The 19,224-nt window shown below is 34.7% G+C and carries 15 protein-coding genes and 2 tRNA genes; 14 read left to right on the top strand and 3 right to left on the bottom strand.

Annotated elements, in window-relative coordinates:
- Positions 1-46: 46 nt before the first annotated feature.
- Positions 47-1,630, bottom strand: coding sequence for a putative maltokinase (locus tag QM524_RS07250; RefSeq protein WP_283344068.1), 1,584 nt, complete (start codon positions 1,628-1,630; stop codon positions 47-49).
- A gap of 396 nt (positions 1,631-2,026) precedes the next feature.
- Between QM524_RS07250 and QM524_RS07245 the strand changes: the two genes are divergently transcribed.
- The 6 genes from QM524_RS07245 (at position 2,027) to QM524_RS07220 (ending at position 6,083) form a co-directional block, all read left to right on the top strand.
- Positions 2,027-2,098: transfer RNA gene (locus QM524_RS07245), tRNA-Glu, on the top strand.
- Positions 2,099-2,161: 63 nt separating this feature from the next.
- Positions 2,162-2,233: transfer RNA gene (locus QM524_RS07240), tRNA-Glu, on the top strand.
- Between the two features lie 308 nt (positions 2,234-2,541).
- On the top strand, positions 2,542-3,762 hold the full coding sequence (locus tag QM524_RS07235) for a phage integrase SAM-like domain-containing protein (RefSeq protein WP_283344067.1): 1,221 nt from the start codon (positions 2,542-2,544) through the stop codon (positions 3,760-3,762).
- A 57-nt stretch (positions 3,763-3,819) separates the two neighbouring features.
- A complete protein-coding gene (locus QM524_RS07230) occupies positions 3,820-4,263 on the top strand; it encodes a hypothetical protein (RefSeq protein WP_283344066.1) in 444 nt (147 codons plus the stop codon).
- Between the two features lie 108 nt (positions 4,264-4,371).
- Positions 4,372-4,827, top strand: a complete 456-nt coding sequence (locus QM524_RS07225) for a LexA family protein (RefSeq protein WP_283344065.1) — start codon at positions 4,372-4,374, stop codon at positions 4,825-4,827.
- The gene (locus tag QM524_RS07220; protein WP_283344064.1) at positions 4,827-6,083 is read left to right on the top strand and encodes a Y-family DNA polymerase; all 1,257 of its coding nucleotides are present in this window, start codon (positions 4,827-4,829) and stop codon (positions 6,081-6,083) included. The genes QM524_RS07225 and QM524_RS07220 overlap by 1 nt, the downstream gene beginning before the upstream one ends.
- 355 nt (positions 6,084-6,438) lie before the next feature.
- On the opposite strand, the gene QM524_RS07215 is transcribed toward QM524_RS07220, so the two are convergent.
- Positions 6,439-8,358 (bottom strand): sensor histidine kinase, encoded by a 1,920-nt coding sequence (locus tag QM524_RS07215; RefSeq protein ID WP_283344063.1) that lies wholly within the window; start codon positions 8,356-8,358, stop codon positions 6,439-6,441.
- Positions 8,358-9,062: a LytR/AlgR family response regulator transcription factor gene (locus tag QM524_RS07210; RefSeq protein WP_283344062.1), complete on the bottom strand. Its 705-nt coding sequence runs from the start codon at positions 9,060-9,062 to the stop codon at positions 8,358-8,360. The genes QM524_RS07215 and QM524_RS07210 overlap by 1 nt, the downstream gene beginning before the upstream one ends.
- A 1,357-nt stretch (positions 9,063-10,419) precedes the next feature.
- On the opposite strand from QM524_RS07210, the gene QM524_RS07205 reads away from it, so the two are divergent.
- The 8 genes from QM524_RS07205 to QM524_RS07170 form a co-directional block, all read left to right on the top strand.
- Positions 10,420-11,142, top strand: coding sequence for a LytR/AlgR family response regulator transcription factor (locus QM524_RS07205; RefSeq protein ID WP_283344061.1), 723 nt, complete (start codon positions 10,420-10,422; stop codon positions 11,140-11,142).
- 409 nt (positions 11,143-11,551) lie between these two features.
- Positions 11,552-12,259 carry a hypothetical protein gene (locus tag QM524_RS07200; protein WP_283344060.1) on the top strand — a complete coding sequence of 236 codons (708 nt, stop codon included), beginning with the start codon at positions 11,552-11,554 and terminating at the stop codon, positions 12,257-12,259.
- A gap of 308 nt (positions 12,260-12,567) precedes the next feature.
- Positions 12,568-13,356, top strand: coding sequence for a hypothetical protein (locus QM524_RS07195; RefSeq protein WP_283344059.1), 789 nt, complete (start codon positions 12,568-12,570; stop codon positions 13,354-13,356).
- Between the two features lie 368 nt (positions 13,357-13,724).
- Positions 13,725-14,429 (top strand): hypothetical protein, encoded by a 705-nt coding sequence (locus QM524_RS07190; protein ID WP_283344058.1) that lies wholly within the window; start codon positions 13,725-13,727, stop codon positions 14,427-14,429.
- 147 nt (positions 14,430-14,576) lie between these two features.
- Positions 14,577-15,986 carry a hypothetical protein gene (locus QM524_RS07185; protein WP_283344057.1) on the top strand — a complete coding sequence of 470 codons (1,410 nt, stop codon included), beginning with the start codon at positions 14,577-14,579 and terminating at the stop codon, positions 15,984-15,986.
- Between the two features lie 88 nt (positions 15,987-16,074).
- Positions 16,075-17,322: a hypothetical protein gene (locus tag QM524_RS07180; RefSeq protein WP_283344056.1), complete on the top strand. Its 1,248-nt coding sequence runs from the start codon at positions 16,075-16,077 to the stop codon at positions 17,320-17,322.
- A 50-nt stretch (positions 17,323-17,372) separates the two neighbouring features.
- Positions 17,373-18,248 (top strand): hypothetical protein, encoded by an 876-nt coding sequence (locus QM524_RS07175; RefSeq protein ID WP_283344055.1) that lies wholly within the window; start codon positions 17,373-17,375, stop codon positions 18,246-18,248.
- An 80-nt stretch (positions 18,249-18,328) separates the two neighbouring features.
- Positions 18,329-19,224 (top strand): hypothetical protein (locus tag QM524_RS07170; protein ID WP_283344054.1); only part of this gene is annotated, 896 nt, incomplete at its 3' end.

The following is a 19,224-nucleotide window of genomic DNA, read 5'->3' as shown; positions in this document are numbered from 1 at the left end:
TAGGTAGTAAAAAATCCCCCTTGCCATTTGGTAAGGGGGATTTTTGTTACATCTTCATTTTCTCAATTTCTCGAATCACATTGACAATTCCTTTTAAGGGAATTTTTACCCAGTCGGGTCGGTAACTAATCTCATAGCCAAGCTCATAAACGGCTTTTTCTAATAAATAAATCAGGAGTAAAAAGTTGATTTCATTATTGTTTTTGAAAAGTGGATGCGGATGCCCAAAGGTTTCTAAATATTTTTCCAAATACGTCTGCATAATTAAACGATACCAGCGGTCAGCTGCTGTTTGTACTCTAAATGCATCCATATCTGCTGTTTCGCTTGAATTAAGCATCTTTGCCGAAATTGCATAATGGTAACTTCTAATCATACCAGCCACATCTTTGAGTGGCGAGTGCATGATTTTTCGGTCGGTAATGGAGCTTTCTGGCTCGCCCTCAAAGTCGATAATGATATAGTCGTTACTGGTAGCCAAAACCTGTCCCAAGTGATAATCTCCATGAATACGAATCCGAAGAGACTCCAAATCTTTGGTCAAAATTTGGTCGGCAAATTCATCAATTAATTCTTTTGCCTCCATAAAATCCCAAGCCAATTTACGAGTGACTGGGTCGGTGATGCTGGTATATTTTTCTATCAATAAATGATATCTACGGTCTAATAAATCGCACAGACGTTTATGAATAAAACGGCGGTAGGTATCATCAAATTTTTGCGTGGCAAACATAGGTTCGGCATCTGGAGCATAAAGCGCCAAGTGCATTTCGGCAGTGCGTTGTGCCAGTAATTCTACCTGATTAAATACCTCTTCTTTAATGGCGAAAGTTTTGTCGACAAAAGCATTGACAAAAGTATTGAGCTGGTTACCTGTCATTTCCCAAGTATCAGCCTGATTATCAACCATTCGTTGCATCATGCCTAGGGTGATTTCGCTTTCTCCTTCTTGTTGCCACGTTACGCTACCTGCAAAGGCTGGAATAAAAGCAAAATCCGAATGTTCGGTTAAAAACTCAATCATTTCAACCTCAGGATTGGTTTCCTTAAATAGCTTTCGATAAAGTTTGAGAAAATACTTTTCCCCAAAAACCATCGCTGAGTTAGAAGAAGATAAGGTTAAAGCCTTGGAAGAAATAGGAGCGTTGATATCCTCGCCTGATAAGCCTTTACCACGAACAAAATCCAATTTTCCTTCTTGTTGATAGACCGATTCAGCATGAGAGATTTGGTAAAAAAGAGCTTGTTGAAAACGCTCATCGTATAAGGCATCAATTACAAAACCACGTTTTTCATTGATATATGCCAAGCTGATGATACCTACAGGCGCTATTGCGTTTGACTGAGCAGCTTCGATAAATGAAACAGGCAGTAGATAACGCTCAATCTCCTGATTGTCGTAACCTACCTCCACAATGCAGAGCAAAGCAATCGAGTCTTTGATCGGGATTTCGAGGGCTGAAGCGATTTTAAAATATTGTTGAACTCGGGCTTTACCTGCAAACCATCGACAACTATTCATGTAAGAGGGAAGAATTTCGGTCTCGAATTTTGAAAATAGTGCCTTATCATTTTTGATATCCTCCCAAGCCTTTAAGGAGCTGAGATTTGTCGAGGTGATTTCATTCATAGTTGATTATTTACAAAAATGGTATTTTAATGGCTTAAATTTAGAATATATTTAGGTGAAAAAAAAGCATTATCACAGGCTCTAAGGAGTGATTGGGTAGTAATAAAGTATAAATGGGCATAATATAGGAAGCTGTTATGGGAGAAATAAAAAATGTAGCGTTAAAGAAAACCAAAGCGACTCATTTAGGACTAAAACAAACAATTTATGATTTATGATTGAGTTTTTAAATTACAGTTTGAAAAATTTTATAAAAATAATAAATTCATAATCAGGTGATTAAAAAATAATTTCACTTTTTTTATGAAAAACATTTGGAGTGAATGCCTTAAAGCTGTAATTTTGCACCACGAAAAACGATAAGGAAACATATTCTAAGCGTTTTTGTCCCCATCAGGTCCGTTCGTCTAGGGGTTAGGACACGTCCCTTTCACGGATGAAACACGGGTTCGATTCCCGTACGGACTACAAATATTTACTGATAGAAGTTAATATTTTCGAAGTAAGAGTATTAATTAGGTTAACCCACAAGGTCCGTTCGTCTAGGGGTTAGGACACGTCCCTTTCACGGATGAAACACGGGTTCGATTCCCGTACGGACTACAAATAAGTATTTCTTATATCAAAATTACCCAGTAAGTACCTTTCGTAAAAGAGGGGTACTTTTTTTTTGAGTTTACACCTAAGTATTCTGATAAATAGATGATTAAATGGAGCATAATTCATGTTTTAATACATGATTTTTTTCTATTCTCCATTTTGCACTTATTTATTCTCCAAAGACCCCCTCCATTCTCCAAATTTGTTTTTTTTTCATGTGTTTTCATGAAGCGGATATGTCTCATCACTCAAAATTTTTTTCGTGAGACAAATACATCTAAAACATGAATATACACTATAACTTTCAAGTTATGGAAATTCGCTTTTGCGAAGATGGCAAGAAGCCTAATTCAAAAGGACTCGTAAATCTTAAGGTAGGAATAGTACTTGAAGGATACAAAACTGTATGGATTGCATCTGGAATTCAGGTGCCTGCTAATACATTAGATGTTGATTATCAGCTATGTATGGGCAAAGATGGACAAATAGATAAATCAAGTCTTGAGTTTTACAACAATCGCCTAGTTAACATTAGAAAGAAGTTTGAAACTATAAAAATGAGCTTTGAATATGAGAGAATAGCCTATTCTCCAGATGATATTATTCAACAGTTCAGAAATCCAGTGTTTAAACCAATTACCTTTTTAGCCCTAATTGAAAAGACCCTCGCCGAGTACACAATTCATTTAACACGCAATACAATTAAAAGTCATAAATCAACTGCAGAGAATGTCAAGGAGTATATTACATATTCTAATCAATCAGCTATTCTAGCTAGTCAGATAAATACAGATTTTCTAAGAAAACTTGAAGTATATTTCAAAACTATCCATGTACCTAAATCTCACTCACATGGATCAAAAATGAAATCCACCTCCATCAAAAAAATAATTACATTTATTAAGAAGGTCATAAGCTTCGGAGTAGAAACAGAAGTTCTAAATGCCAAAGAGCTTAAGTACACGGTTAATACCAACGATGTCTCACAGGATTACTCGCATCTCACTCAACAAGAGGTACAGTCACTTGAAAAGCTTTCTCCGTTTGTTTCTGAAAAATATCAAAAGGTGATAGATAGCTTTCTTTGGATGTGCTATACTGGTCAGAGCCATGTTGATACAAGTGGTTTGAGTGAAGCACAGATTCATAAGTTAGACAGTGATTTAAACGATTTAACGATGTTGGGAGGGAAGAGGTCAAAAACTAAGATTGATTATTCTGTAGTAGTTAATGATAAAGCCCTGACTTTAATCGAGAAATATGGCAGCATTGAGAATATTCCTGTTCTACATTTAACAACCATAAACGAGGAGCTCAAAATTGTAGGTAAATTGTTGGGTTTCAAGATAAATCTATCAACCAAAATAGCAAGAAGGACTTTTGGTCAGTATTGGTATAAGAAAACACACATAGCAGATAAGTTTGTATCCAAAATGTTGGGACATAACAAAGCCGATACCAAGAAGTATTATGTAAACCTAGACATGGAGGATGTTGCCCATGCCGTAAAAATTGCAAAAGTGCTTAATTAATTTGGATTATATCAAGTACTTTTGCTATCTAAAATTCAAACACCATTAAAATTCAAAATGAAAAAAATCATTCTATCATCTCTAGTTCTATTATGTGTGGCATGTAAGAAAGATGTTACACCAGACTACACCACCAACTTTCAAGGATCCTATACCCAAAATTATGACGAATGGGGTTCAAATCTTCAAAGAGCCAAAGGAACATACAAGTTTTTAATTTCTAAGTCTGACGAAAACAAAGTTAAAATGGTTTTGTCTAATACTTATGTTGTTACTCAGGGTTCAGTAGTAGTCGAACAAGGTACAAAATCAGTCAGTATTCCAGATGTTAAGTGTACTAATGAAACCGACCTAACCATTAATTCAATCGTTAACTCTTCAGGTCAAAACTACATGGCAACAGGCACAGGTAAATTGATTGGAAAAAACTTAAAGCTTGACTTGACTTCCAATGATGGTAAAAATACAATTAACCAAACCTTTTTACTGACAAAAGATTGATTGTAATCAAATGTAGTTAATAAAAGCTACAAAATTTAATTATTTATTGAACACGTTTTGTATTTTTGGTTAAAATATATATTCAAATATAACAAAACGTGTTCTTTTATGATAGCACACCCCTTACTTGCTAAAAAAATCCAGTTTTTTACAGTTTGTTCGCCGAATGGTAAACCATTAGCAATACCACTTTTTAATTCTCTTGTGAGCGCAGGTTTTCCATCACCAGCTACTGACTATATAGAGTTGGAATTAGATTTTAATTCCTTACTTGTCTCACGGCCTTCTTCTACCTTCTGTGTTCGTGTACTAGGAGAATCCATGAAGGATGCAAATATTCATACTGGGGATATTTTGGTCGTAGATAAAGCACTGAATGCCAAATCAGGTGCGATTGTGGTTGCGATTCTTAATGGTGAGTTTGTAGTTAAAAGACTAATGATAGAAGGGGAACGTTATATGTTAGTTCCAGAGAATCTTTCCTATAAAACAATCCATATTAATTCTGATGATGATTTTGAGATATGGGGAATTGTGACCTACGTTATTCATAAAGCTCAATAATGATAGCTTTAGTCGACTGCAATAACTTTTATGCAAGTTGCGAAAGGTTATTTGCTCCTGAACTTAGAAGTAAACCTGTCGTAGTTTTATCAAACAATGATGGGTGTGTCATTGCCCGTTCCGATGAAGCGAAGGCAATGGGGATTAAAATGGGAGTACCTGCCTTCGAAATTAAGAATTTAATAGAACGCCAGAAAGTCTATGCTTTCAGTAGTAATTACACACTTTATGGAGATATTTCCAATCGTGTTGTACAAACTCTATCTCAATTCACAGATGAGATAGAAATTTATTCAATTGATGAGGCCTTTCTTAATCTGCGTGGTTTTTCCAATCTTGAAAGTTATGCAACTCAAATTCGAAGTACAGTCAAACAACACACAGGTATTCCGACTTGTGTTGGCGTTGCACCTACCAAAACTTTAGCGAAAATTGCCAATAGGTACGCTAAAAAGCATCATAAGGGTGTTGGAGTTTGGGTATTAGATACTTCTGAAAAAGTAGAGCAAGCACTCAAAGCTACTTCTATAGAGGATATTTGGGGTGTTGGGAGACGATATGCTAAAATGCTCGAAGCTCATAATATTTTAACTGCTTACGATTTGTCAAAAGCTAGTGAAAACTGGGTTAAAGCAAATATGTCTGTAGTTGGCCAGCGAATGCTTTATGAGCTTAGAGGAATATCCTGTTTAAGTTTAGAGCTAATCAATGAGCCCCAAAAGAACATTTGTACCTCCAGAAGTTTTGGAATGATGCTAACAGACAAAGCTCCATTATCAGAGGCGGTTGCCAACTTTGCGGCTGCTTGTGCTTTTAAGCTTCGCAAACAGCGTAGTGTAGCCAATTTCGTTCAGGTATTTGTTACCACAAATCCGTTTGCAAAAAATGAAAAACAATACTTCAACTCAATCACAATTACCCTACCCGTTGCGGATAGCGACTCACGAATAATCATCAAAAATGCCTTATTGGGATTATCAAAGATTTATCGAGATGGCTTTAAATATAAAAAAGCTGGAGTAATAGTATCAGGTATCGTACCAGAGGGTGAGTATCAATTAGCTCTATTTTCTCCCAATCCTGATAATAATGCCAGAAAGGTCATGCAAGTATTGGATGTCATCAACCATTCAAATGGAAGTAACAAGTTGAAGCTAGCTGCTCAGGGATTTGATAGAACATGGAGGGTGAAAAATGAGAGGCTGTCTCAGCGATTTACTACACGGTTTGATGAGTTGTTGACGATTAATATTTAGGACAAAGTCTTATTTTTCGAGACTCGTCATAATTGGTAGTGAACAATCATCTTCTTCGCATTTTTTTATTACCGATTTGATTTTGTAACTAAGTAAACATAATTAGTTAATAGGCTTTGCTCAAAAGGGTAACTTAGACATTTTATCTGCTTCCCATTTTTAGTACAGATTAAAAATGTACATAATTTGTCTGCTTTTAATATGTTTTTAACACTTCTTCGGCTGGGTGTAGCGTAGCCTAAAAAGGATACTTTATAACACAATGCAATTTAATATATCATAGCTCTTATTGCGACTTGAACTATATTGAATACTATACTAGATATTTCTGCTATGTAAAGAGCTTATGCTATAATCAATTAAAAACAATTGAAGCTAATGTACCCTCGTTTGGTTTCGACTCTATCCGAAGTGTTGCTTTATTTAGAGAAACAAGCTTTTGGACGATCTCCAATCCGATCTTTGTACTGCGTGCGTTGGGGTTTTGTATTTGTCCCCCCATACCTTTACCTGTATCCTGAATAGATAATGTTATTGAGTCTGTTTGTGTAATAGAGATAAACACGTTGCCTCCTGATGGTGTATATTTTATAGCATTATGTACTATATTACGAACTATAATTTTCAGATGATATTCATCGAACTTGACTACAGGGTTTAAAATATCACAGCTAGTTTTAATGTTAATATATGATAAATGTATGAAAGCTTCTAACTCTTCCAAAACTTCTTCTATAATATCTACAATACTAATATCAATAGTGTTTGGAGTTAGTTTTTCTTGTTGAGAAAGTGACCATTGTAAAATATTATCGACTGTGAATAAGAGATTTTTAAGGTATTTTTCCTGATTTTCAGTAAAATTTGAATCGTTGGTTTGTGAATGTGAAGAAAGACTTAAAATAGAGACAATAGGACCTCTTAAGTCATGACCAATCATAGAAAATAAACGATCTTTATTTTCTATTAATAGGGCTAGACTTTTGGCTTGTTTTCTGAGTTTGAGTACCAAGAACCAATACATCACAACAGCTATCAGTAGTATAACTAGTATACTTGAAATCAATAGGATTTTATTATTAGCGCTCTTTAATTGTTCCTTTTTTTGTTTGTTTTCAAGTTGCTCAATTTTTACCTTTTGTTGAACAGAGGCTAGTTTCAAATCTTGATAGTCATCTGCTAATCTACGTTCTAATGTTGCCAACTCCACTTCTTTAAGCTTTTCAGTTTGATTAGATGCAATTTTACGTGCCTCTTTATATAATATGGTCGCTTCTCTATATCTTCCTTCATATTCTAATATTTTGATTTCAGTTTCGATGACTAATGGTGTAATAGCCACTAATAATTGTCGCTTATCTATACATTTATTAAAATAGAATCTTGCCAATTTGAATTTTTTCTTATAAACATAAAAGGCTGCTAAATGATGATAGTATTCTGCTAAGTGAACAGGTGTTGCATTATCTATGAATTCTTGAGTATCTACCATCGTTAATAACACAGGGATTAATGATTCCTCATTAAACCTTACAGCGATATTCAATACAGCAATAAAATTGAGAAAATAGTTATCATTAGGAAGCTTATAATGTTTATGAATCTTTTTAATTTTATTCAAATAATAAATAGTAGCCTTAGTATTGTGCTTGTAAAGATTTAAAAAAAGTTGAATACCAGCATCGGTTTCTTTTCCGATCGGACTACGCTTTACTTTGTATTTTTCTCTTAAGTTGACTGCCTTTTCTATGTAGTAGGCCCATAGCGAGTCTTCATTTACCTGAAAATAAAAGTTAGCCAAATATTGAAAATTAGCAGCACTGGTGATTGGACTTTTTGAAAATGTAGTTGACGGTCTTATATTTATAAATATCTGGTTGATAGCAGCCTTTTTGTCTCCCATCTCTGAATAGATTAGAGCTAACAAATATGATATTCTTTCATACAGTAAATAATTTTTTGTTCGAAGGGCATTTTTCAAACCCTCTTTGGCTAAAAGAATAGCCTTTTTGTAGTTTCTATAATGACTACAATACTGAGATGCGTAAAAATAATAGTATGGGAGAAATGTTCTATTCGGGGTTTTAATTGTAAGTACATATCCTTTTTTAGCATAATAGAACATGCTGTCATACTGAAGAACCCCATTAGCTTTCTCTATTTTACTCAAACATGCAGATATATCATCTTCAATTTGTTTTTGGGAATTATTAGATGAAAATCCTTTGGGTAAAAAAAAAGCAATACAGATAAATATGTTATATATTAATTTCATTATTGCTTACTATGATTGTAAAGAGATAATATATCCTCAAGTTTGTCCTTAAATGTTACACCGATTGGAAACTGTTTATTTGCGATAAATATACTTTTACTATCAATCGACTTTATTTGACTTGAATTGAAAATATAAGATTTATGTAATCTTAATAGTTTGGTACCTTGTAGCCTTTGCTCAATTTCAGATATGTTATCATTGACAAGTGTGTAACTCTTATCAGTATTCCATATTTTAGAGTAAATCCCATCGGCCTCTATGTAAATAATATCATTGAGGTTAAACTGCTGGATTTGTCTGCCGACCTTAAGCCAAATCACATCTTTATTTGATCCTTGACTCATAATCTGATAAACTCTATTTAATGCTCTTAGTAGACGATTGAAAGTAACAGGTTTTTGAATGAAGTCAACTATGTTATTTTTATCAAAACAATCGATGGCATAATTTGTATGAGAAGATATAACAATCGTTGGTAGCGTTGATGCCCAATCTTTCAAAAACTCTAATCCATTTAATTCAGGCATCTCCATATCTAGAAATAGAATATCTGCCTTATTTGAGGATAGATAAACCATGGCATCATGGGGTGAATTAAAAAAAAGTATATCCCTTAGATTAGGAATGTTTTCTAAATGATCAATTAGAATTTTGGCTTCTTCAAAGCTGTCATCTAATACTATAGCGGTAAAATTTTGCATAAGCTAATGATTTTATTTTTAGAGTCATATCATAAATTAATGTTAGCGGTAGAATAAGGATATCCACAATTAATTATTAGATGCTTATGAGAGAAAATATATGGATTTAAGAAATTTTTATAATTCAAAAGTGCCTTATAATTAGTTAACTTTAGAGATAATCACTCTAATAATAGTAAAGTTGCTAGACTTTGCATGACTAAACAGTTGAACCTTAGATTTAGATGAAATCCGGATTAATCGAAATAAAATAATTAATGTAAGTTGGTGGGCAAAATAAAATTTAATTTTTGAGCCTTAGACTTTCAGCTTTGGGCATTCGGCAAAAACATATCTATCGTGACTAAAAGACATTTTAACACTCTTTGCCTTGTGCCTGTTGCCTAGTGCCTAAACTCATAAGTTAAATCTAATTCTGCACGAATACTTAAAAGGTTGTTGATATTTCGAGCATGCCATTTTGCATTCATTTGAAAAAACTTCCCTTAGAAATTCAGATTTAAGATTAGTACAAATTTCATTACATTATATAAAAACTGGTATTTCATTATATGAAAAAGCGAATTGGTTATACTTTGATTTCAAAAAGGAGATTAGTTTGTAATTTTACATTGTCGGGAGGAACCAATCTTTGTATAAGTGAAGAATATTAAGAAGTTTTCAAGCTGAATTGAAGTAGAAAGATAGTTCTTACTAGTCTTAAAATTAAAGTAAGTATTTTCACTAACCAAGGTTTTTAATAATAAGTTTTATTTATAGAGGTTATTCGAAAATTGAAATAATTGAATAGTTTAGGTATTAGGAATTTGCGAAATAAATCTAAAATAATTAGGTCAATCCGAGGTAATAAATTCTATTATTAGTAAAAGCGTATATATATATAAGTTATTTTTTGTCACCAAAATTTGTTGTTTATACACTTTGAGGTTTTTTAGTGAATTTAAGAATGTTATGCTGATGACTTTGTCTAACTAACTGTTTAGATAGCCTACTTTAATCATGTGTCGCATTAATAGACTGGAGTATATTTTTATTTCATGAAAGACATAATTTACAGGTAGTAATATTCTACATGTAGCTCTGACGCCCATCTTTTACATTTTTAAAGAATTAAGATTATATTGTTTATTTGTAGAACTTTAGTCGCTAATATTCTATTCATTTCAATTAACGATACTGGCCTCCTTCAAACGTTGTTAAGAGAATTCTGTCACCCGTTTTTGCATTTAGTCAACTGCAAAAGAATCATCCTACTCAATTGAAAGTACATAAAAATAAAACTAAAAATCTCTTTTAAGGGTACAACCAAGCTTCTAATCTCTGTTTTGTGATTATTAAGATACCTTTTTTCTTAAAAATGAAAAGTATTAAATACAACAACCAATCATATAAAGTGATGGTTGTAGATGACGATCACGAATCGTCACTCCTCATAGAATCTATTTTGAACCAGGAGAATTTCACGCATGTAGGCAGTGTAAGAAAAATTGCTGATCTGGATCTGGTATATGATGTAAACAAACCCGATTTGATAATTAGTAAACTAAGTATGGAGAATGTAGATCTATACAAACTCTTGATTCAAGAAAAGTTTAACTCCGTTCCTGTATTGTTCATTGTGGATTGGATAGACACTAAAAATATGATTCAAGAAAAGGAACGCAGTAAAAGTCTATTTTTGGCAAAGCCATTACTAAAATTAACTCTAAAATCATCAATTCATCTATTGCTAAGTGCATATCCACCTCAGATTACAAGGTATGTTGAGGTATTAAGTAAAAACCTACAGAAGCTTAAGATTAATTGTGAAGAAATAGTTTATATCGAAGCTGATGGGAATTATACATCAATTCATACAATACATAAAAAAGTATTTGTGAGAAAGAAATCTTTGGTAAAGGTGAAGAGAGAATTAACATCATATTTTCTCCAAATAAATAGATCTCAAATAATCAACACGAATTTTATAAGAAGATTGATTTTAGGTAAGGGCATATTAATCTTAAATGATACCGAGATTAAGATAGGACGAGCATATCGTATGTGTTTAGATGAATATTTGCAAAATGATAGAAGTTAACGTTGGTCAAAATGATTACGTCACCTTTTCTATCTTTTGGTTGGGTATTAAAGGTGTATTGGCTCAATATTTGACAAATGGCATGGCTTTATTCACTCAATTAAAGAATTTGTTGTTAGTACCCGAAAATTGTATTTCGTAACCTATTTGTCGATAGTATATGTAATGTTGGGTAGAAATTTGAAGTGTGTTACGTATCAAAATTACACAGTTTCAATTCTCATTTGTGGAAGTTTACAAAATAAAATCGTCTTAAAATCTATTTAGTGAAAAATCTTTGACATAGATAAATAAATCACACCATCGATTTACATTGACTACTTTTTTATTAAATAATTTATACAAACAAATAACCTAAATAGGAATTAAAATGAAAGCAAATCTTATCGTCAAAGTATTGTTATGTTCTGTGTTTTTCACGTTTGCGACACAAGCACAAGTTAAAATAGGTACTAATCCTAGTGTGATTACCCCTTCTGCAATTCTAGATGTTGAGTCTACAAACAAGGGAGTTATTTTCCCAAGAGTTGCCTTGAGTAGTTCAACAGATCAAACCACAATTACAACACCCGCAACCGGTTTAATGGTGTTTTGTACTGGTACAGCTGGTTTAAGTTCTGGGTATTATTTTTGGAATGGGACTAACTGGGTAAATTTCGTGACCTCATCATCTGGTTCTGGCAGTTCTGGGGGATCTGGAGTTGCTCAGTATTTTAATTTTAAAATTGTCACAGGAGTCTTTACTCCAGCTACTCCTCATACTGTGACAGCTAATGATCATGTAATTTTTTTAAGATATGACGGAACCTCTACTGGTTCGACCTCAGGTATTTCATCGACACCCCCTTTTCTCAATCCAAATGCAACACTGGTTCTACCAGACCCAACGACTTGTGCAGGAAGAGTGTTGAGGTTAGTAAATGATAGTCATCGAGTATTTGTGGGAGGGCAATCTGTTTACACAAATTATCCAATGTATACATATGACTCTTCAACATTATATACCACAGCGCCTCCTTCTTTGTCATATACTTTGCAAGCTAGCTTAAATGGTTCTCAATGGGTTATCATGAGCGATGGTTCCAGATGGATAAGTATTAATGTAGTCATAGTGTAAAAACTATACTTTTGAGGAGTGAAGTTAATGAATTATAGTTGTGGTAACCATGAGTTTATGTAATAAAATCATGGTTCAGCTTAATAAGTGATAGAAGAATTACATTTCTTTTCATTTAAATTATTCACCCAGTGTAGCTTTTAGATGTATTGGTTAAAGCTTTAAATTCTCTTTCAAATTAAACTCATCTAAGTAGTAGTTGTTACACTTGCTTCAGAATTGGTAATCTGTTAAGAATGTTTATATAATAGTTTATTCTATTAATTAATAAGTCAAAATTCTTTTAAAAACAATTAACGTTTATTACAATGAAAAGTCTAAGTTTAGTTAAATTATCAATGGTAGTGCTCGTGATGTCTTGTGGTTTTTCTTTGAAAGCTCAGGTAAAAGTAGGTGATAATCCGAACAATATCAATCCTTCAGCAGTATTAGAAGCTGAATCAACAAACAAGGGATTTCTACCTCCCAGAGTTGCTTTGACCTCAACTACGAGTGCAACGCCACTTTCATCTCATATACAGGGTATGATTGTTTATAATACTGCTACAGCAAACGATGTAGTACCTGCTCTATATGTTAATGATGGCACTAAATGGATTAAAGCTGTTGCATCCACGACAACATCTAATAACAATAATTCTAATATAGTTACTTTAGACGTAGGACAAACAGCGGTTTATTACAGCGGACCTATACCTGCCAGCTCTTGGGCTAATTTGGTTCAACTTTCTTCATTAGTTCCATCAAACCCTCCAATCACTTTTGAAGGATTGAAAATGGATGTGACAAAAAGTGACGCTTCTTTCTGGAAGCCAAGAATTTACAATGCTAGTAATACAGCCTCTGTAACATTTTCTTATGATGCTATTGCGAATGTAAATTACAAAGCAACAGGTACAAAAAGAGTATTAGCAGCAGGTACATCAAATTATGAGGAAATAGATGGTGATGCTCTTGTTTACTGGACTAATAATAATCAGCAGGAAACCGAAACTATGAATGTCATTGTAAATGATAAGTGGTATAGAGCTGTATGGGTAGGTTATCAAATAGACAATGTTCATTATATCAGAATGTCTCTTACTAGAGTTAATTAGAAAATACCCCTATATTTTTAGAATAAATATTAATGTAACTGTCTGAAGCTTTTATCTATTGCTTCTATGAGAGTTACAAGAAAAGTCGTACCCTTTTTAAAATGAAATAAGATATAGTCGCTTCAATGTTTGCCCACTATATATGATATGTTACTTAAAAATTAATAACCTTTTTAGGTACTTAAACTTATCTCTACGGCGAGCAAACTTTGTGCATATCACACCAAAAAACTAAAGTGTAAAGAGATGAAAAATGTCAGTTTTTTTACCAGTTTTTCAAAATTTAATAATTGTATTTTCTAGTCATTGTTTTATCAATTCTAATAGCAACTGATGTTTATCACATTTTAAACTAATTTATCACTATCATGACAATATACAATTTATCACGAGCTTTTGTTTTGGCAGTTGCTGTAACAATTAGCTTTTCTGTCACTGCTCAAGTAAAAGTTGGGGATAATCCAGGTGTTATCAATTCATCTGCTATACTTGAAATTGAATCCACAAATAGGGGTTTTTTACCACCTAGAGTAAATTTACTAAGCGAAACAGATGCTACAACTATAGTAAACCCTGCTAAAGGATTATTGGTGTATAATTCAGGAACAGCGCTCAAAGAAGGTATGTATGTAAATAACGGTACTTCTTCGGCGCCTATTTGGTCTGCTGTTAATTTTTCGAGTTCTTCCGACGGAAAGCTCTCTTTTAAGCAAAGATTAGTTCAGGCTGATCCTAATGTGACAATCAATGTAGGCGATTATTCTTTTAGGTACAGTTTAGCTAATAGTGCAGGAGGGGTTTGGCAAATAAGAAATAATAAGTCCACAAGTAGTAGTATTACAAATTTCGTCCTTGAGTTTTGGCCACCTAGCAACGGCTCCAATGGGGTTTCTACAGTTACGTTGGCTCCTAATACTTGGACTCAAATTAGTATATCTCCTGTAAACGGTACAAATGAACTAAACATACATCGCATTTTTGATACTGACAGTGGCAAATTATTCATATTTGAAGGAATGTTGATTCAAAAAGGTGCTGTTATTCAGGAGTCAATGATATGTGACGTTTATTAAAAGCTGACTTAGTATCGTTTGGTCAAACTACCATTTAGCCATTTGTAGTTGTATTGTGAATTTTATGCTTTCATTTTTCTTGTTTTAACAATCTATCTAAGAGCATAGCAAACATTACACATTCCATTCAACTTTAATTCGAATTTTATGCAAAATAACATTTATCTAAGTAGGATATTTCCTTGTCTAATGATTCTACTGATTTCGAGAGTAGTCTATTCTCAATCATCGTCTTTTGGTAATACAAATATTGGTTCTTCTGGTGAGCTGGCTGTAATCAATAGCCAGCATAACTTTCTTGTTGGAGGGGGAGCACTGCCTGGGGTAATTAGTACTCAGCGAACGTCACCTCGTGGATATTTTAGCTTTGTTGGAACATCAACTTATACTGGTGCGTCAAATACTGCATTTGTTAATGGTTATGTGAAATCTTACATGACAGCTGCATTTACATTTCCAATTGGAAGTGGCACTAAACTACGGACTGCAAGTATTAGTACGTCATCTACTTCTGCTCCCACGGATGCAGCTTATTATGGTGTCAATCCTACAACAGATAGCTACCCAACCACATCTGTAGCTTCAGGCGTAACTGGAGTAAGTACCAAAGAATATTGGGATATTAATGGTACAACACCTGCTCAGATAACTCTGACATGGGATAGTAGTTCAGGAGTACAAGTGCCGGTTAATGTGAAAATTGTAGGTTGGAATGGGAGTCAATGGACAAATATTCCTGCTACGATAGTAGGTGGTGCAACAACGTCTTCTGGGTCGATTACCACTTCCAGTGCTATAGCACCTAATACTTACTCGGTTTATACTCTAGCAGGGCTTGATGGTTCTCTCTCTTTTGGAGGTACAGGTACTGGTGCGAGTACAGGAAATCCACAGGTTTCAGCTTTTACCAACGAACCTAAAACAGGGAATGCTTCGGTAGAGTTGGCTCCAACAGGAGGAACAGCTCCATATGTTTATAGCAATGGTTCTTCCGATGCAGGGTGTATAGCTCCTTCTGGTGCTCAACCCCTACCTGCTAGTAGCAACTTCACAGTACAAGCCAATGGTAGCTATACGTATACAGCTCCAAGTATAGCAGGTAAATACTACTATTGTATCAAGGTATGTGATAGTTCAACCCCAACAGCGGTTTGTAGAGTAGCTGTATACACCTTGGATGTGACTGTACCTGTTGGAGTTGGAACATTGGATTGTAATAAGACCCGTTTATTGCCAGCTCCAATTGCTGGTACGCCTAGTACTCATTTATTAGTTGTAACGCTTAATGTGACTACTGCTGGAGCCTTTCCTGTTAGTGTGAGTGGTTCTGGTATGACAACCAGCACAACATCTGTATCAACTACTGGCACAGGTGTTCAAACTATAAGTATTCCTGTAAACTATGACGGTACAGTATTAGGAATATTGACATTTAATGTAGGAACCAGTACTTGTACCGCTGATTTGAGCTCGGCTACAGCAAAGAAAAAGGCATTAGTAGATGTTTGGACATTGGATAACTGTTCTATCAAGATTGCCGCTCCAGCTCTTAAGTAAGATGAAAAAACCAGTCGTTACAATTATTTGGATATATTTTCCAATGATGTAACGATTAGGTTTTACAGACTTTATAAAAAATATTGATATGGAAAAATACTTTTATCTAAAACGATTGGTGCTGGTATTGAGCCTTTCATTGATAGGAATTACTAATCAACTAAAAGGCCAAACGGTGGATTTAACCACCCATGCGCCTACATCTTCCCCTCCTAGTGGAGCCACTTTTGAATGGCATAATGCTTTGCCTGTATCTCCTAGTAATATAGTTGCCAATCCTGCAGCTGCTAGTCCAGGTCTATATTATGGGGTATATAATTTAGGATCTTGTTACAGTGAAGCTGCCCCATTAAGAGTTGCTTCAAATGATTGTAGTACTGGATCCACAGGTGTTGATTTGCGTACATTGGTAGATTCGACAGACAAGCCTTTAGGTACTATTGTTACTTATCATACAGGCTTGCCTGCATCTTCTTCTAATAGAATTACAGGGCCATCTATAACATCTGCTACTGCAAATACTTATTATGCAGCATATTATGATGTAACCAATCAGTGTTTTAGTAGCGAAAGTGTACTTGTTATTTTAAATACTGTTTGTAATGGACAAGTAACAGCAAAAGTATTTTTGCAAGGTGCATTTAATACTACTACCAACACAATGACGAAGGCATTGAATACGCAAAATTTGATACCCTTGACTGATCCATATAATCTAGGAGCAACTACTACCACGTCAGTTTTGACAGCGAATGAAATTACAGACTGGGTACGTGTTGAGTTACGTACTGGAACGAATGGTGCCACAATCCAAGAGAGTATTGCTGCTCTTGTCGCTGTAGATGGATCTCTATATAATCCAGATGGTACAACACCTTTAAAGTTTCAGGCCACTAGTGGGAACTACTATGTTGCTATTCGTCATAGAAATCACTTGGGTATAATGACTGCTTCTACAATTACCCTTTCCAGTAATGTACCTGTAGTTGATTTTACATCCCCTTCTACCTCTACTTTCGGAACAAATGGTAGTGCGACTATTGGTAGTATCAAAGCACTCTGGGCTGGTAATGCCACAGGTTTAACTGTAGCAGGTACAGATAATGTTCGTTACAGTAGTGGTGATATAAATGCTGTCACTGGTTACCTGACCACTCAAACTGGGAGTGCTGGTGGAGTCAAAGTGAGTGTATATACCAAGGAGGATACCAATTTAGATGGGATAGTTAGGTATTCAGGAGCGACAAGGGATATTTTACCAATCAATAATACGATACTCACACATCCCGGTAATACACTTCAAACACTTGGCTTTATAGTAACACAGACATTTTAAGCGTAACTATTTACCAGTTATGCATTTCATTACTAAACGTAAAATTAAACATGAAACTATCAAGCTACCTTGTGAAATTTGTGATGTGCATGTTATTATTTGTGAGTATTACTCAGGTCTCTATGTCTCAGTCTGGTAATCTATCAATCATTAATGATAACGGTACATACAAAGTTAATTTCACACCAACGTCTTCGGGAAGCTTTACACTTGGAGCGTCCTCATTAGTAGCGCTAAAAGCGCCAATTGGAACTATGACATTACCCAGCACAGTAACTGATGTCACTGGTGGTCCTTGGACTTTGACTAGTCCGAAACAATCAGATACATCAACTGATTACTGGGGATTCTCAACTAGTGGAAATACAGCATTGACCTTTACAAATGGTGTATCAATTACTTTGTTTTCATTTCCTGCGCCCACACCTTGTTTAGGTACAGTAACAATTGTTGACCCCAATAACTTACCCGCATCAGGTACAGGTATAGTAAATGGCTATGATTATGGAACTACTATCAATTCACCTGTAGGTTCAAATATCGCCAGTGTATCTGGTTCAGGTGCGACTTGTAATAATTTAACTTTTACAGTTAACAACCCTACAAAATCTGCTCCTGCTGGTTCTGCTGTTACAGGTAATGCACCCTCTGAAATTGGTCCATCAGGAGGAGTTACCCCTTATAGCTATAGCATTCCTTCAACGGGTTGTTCAGCTCCAAGCAGTAGCCCTAGTGCACAACCACTGCCTGCATCAAGTAACCTTAATGTAAATTCTAGTACTGGAGCATATACTTTTACCGCTCCTAATACTGCTGGTACTTACTTTTATTGTATTCAGGTTTGTGACAACACAGGTACAAACTGTAAAATCGCAACCTATACATTAACAGTTACTTGTGCTGCAAATGCTGGTAGTTTAAACTAAACTTATGAAAGACAAGAGTACTTATCAATCCGTTAAGTACCGTGTTTAGTTCTAAGTAGGAACTCTTAACAAGACTAATAATGAGAAGAGCAAATATAATTTTTACTCGGGTAGTTTTGTGTGTTTTGTCAATCATAAGTTTATCTGTTAATATCTCCTTTTCTTATTCAGAAACAGGTGAATCTTTTAATGGGAAACGATTCAGCAAAATAGCATTACCCACTATTTACAAGCCTATACTAAAAGGTATACCTTTGATGGTTTGTACCCCAGCAATCTCAGGTAGTATTATTTCTGCTACTGTTACTGGAAATAATTTGTCGTATACTACAGTATATGTTTTGACTGATGCACTCGGGAATATTCTCACCACGAATGGAACAGGAAGTTTCACAGCCCCTTCAGTAATTAGTTTGACAACATATCAAATTTATGCAGTTAACTATGACCCCAACGCTACAAGTCTACCTAATTTATCATCAGGTATTCAGATTAATAGTATTGGCGGTAGTTGTGTGGCAACTTCACTCCCAAAATGTTTTGAAGTAAGTCCTTCCTCGTGTACTTCGGTAAATACTGTATCACTTGGCAGTGTATTAACCGCTACTATTTCAGGGAATAATACAGGTATAGGTTATACTACACAGTATGTTTTGACTGATGGGAATGATATTATTCTTAATGGGCCATCTAATACGGCAAGTTTTACTCCAACCTCTTTGGGGAGCTATCGTATTTATGCTGTCAATTATAGTGGAACGATAAATAATCTTTTGGTTGGGAAAAATATTTTGACAGAGGTAAGTGGTGCTTGCTTCGCTGTTTCAGCACCTAAATGTTTTCAAGTTGCTGTGGACACAGACGGCGATGGTATAGCCGATGCTAGTGACTTGGATGATGACAACGATGGTATCTTGGATACATTAGAAGATGCTGCCCAGTGTACGAGTGCAAGTGGTGTAGTAACAGCAAGTTC

The sequence above is a fragment of the Flectobacillus roseus genome, from assembly GCF_030056595.1.
Classification (GTDB): Bacteria; Bacteroidota; Bacteroidia; order Cytophagales; family Spirosomataceae; genus Flectobacillus; species Flectobacillus roseus.
The sequence above is the reverse complement of the archived record's forward strand: the minus strand, read 5'-3'. Positions and strand labels throughout refer to the sequence as shown.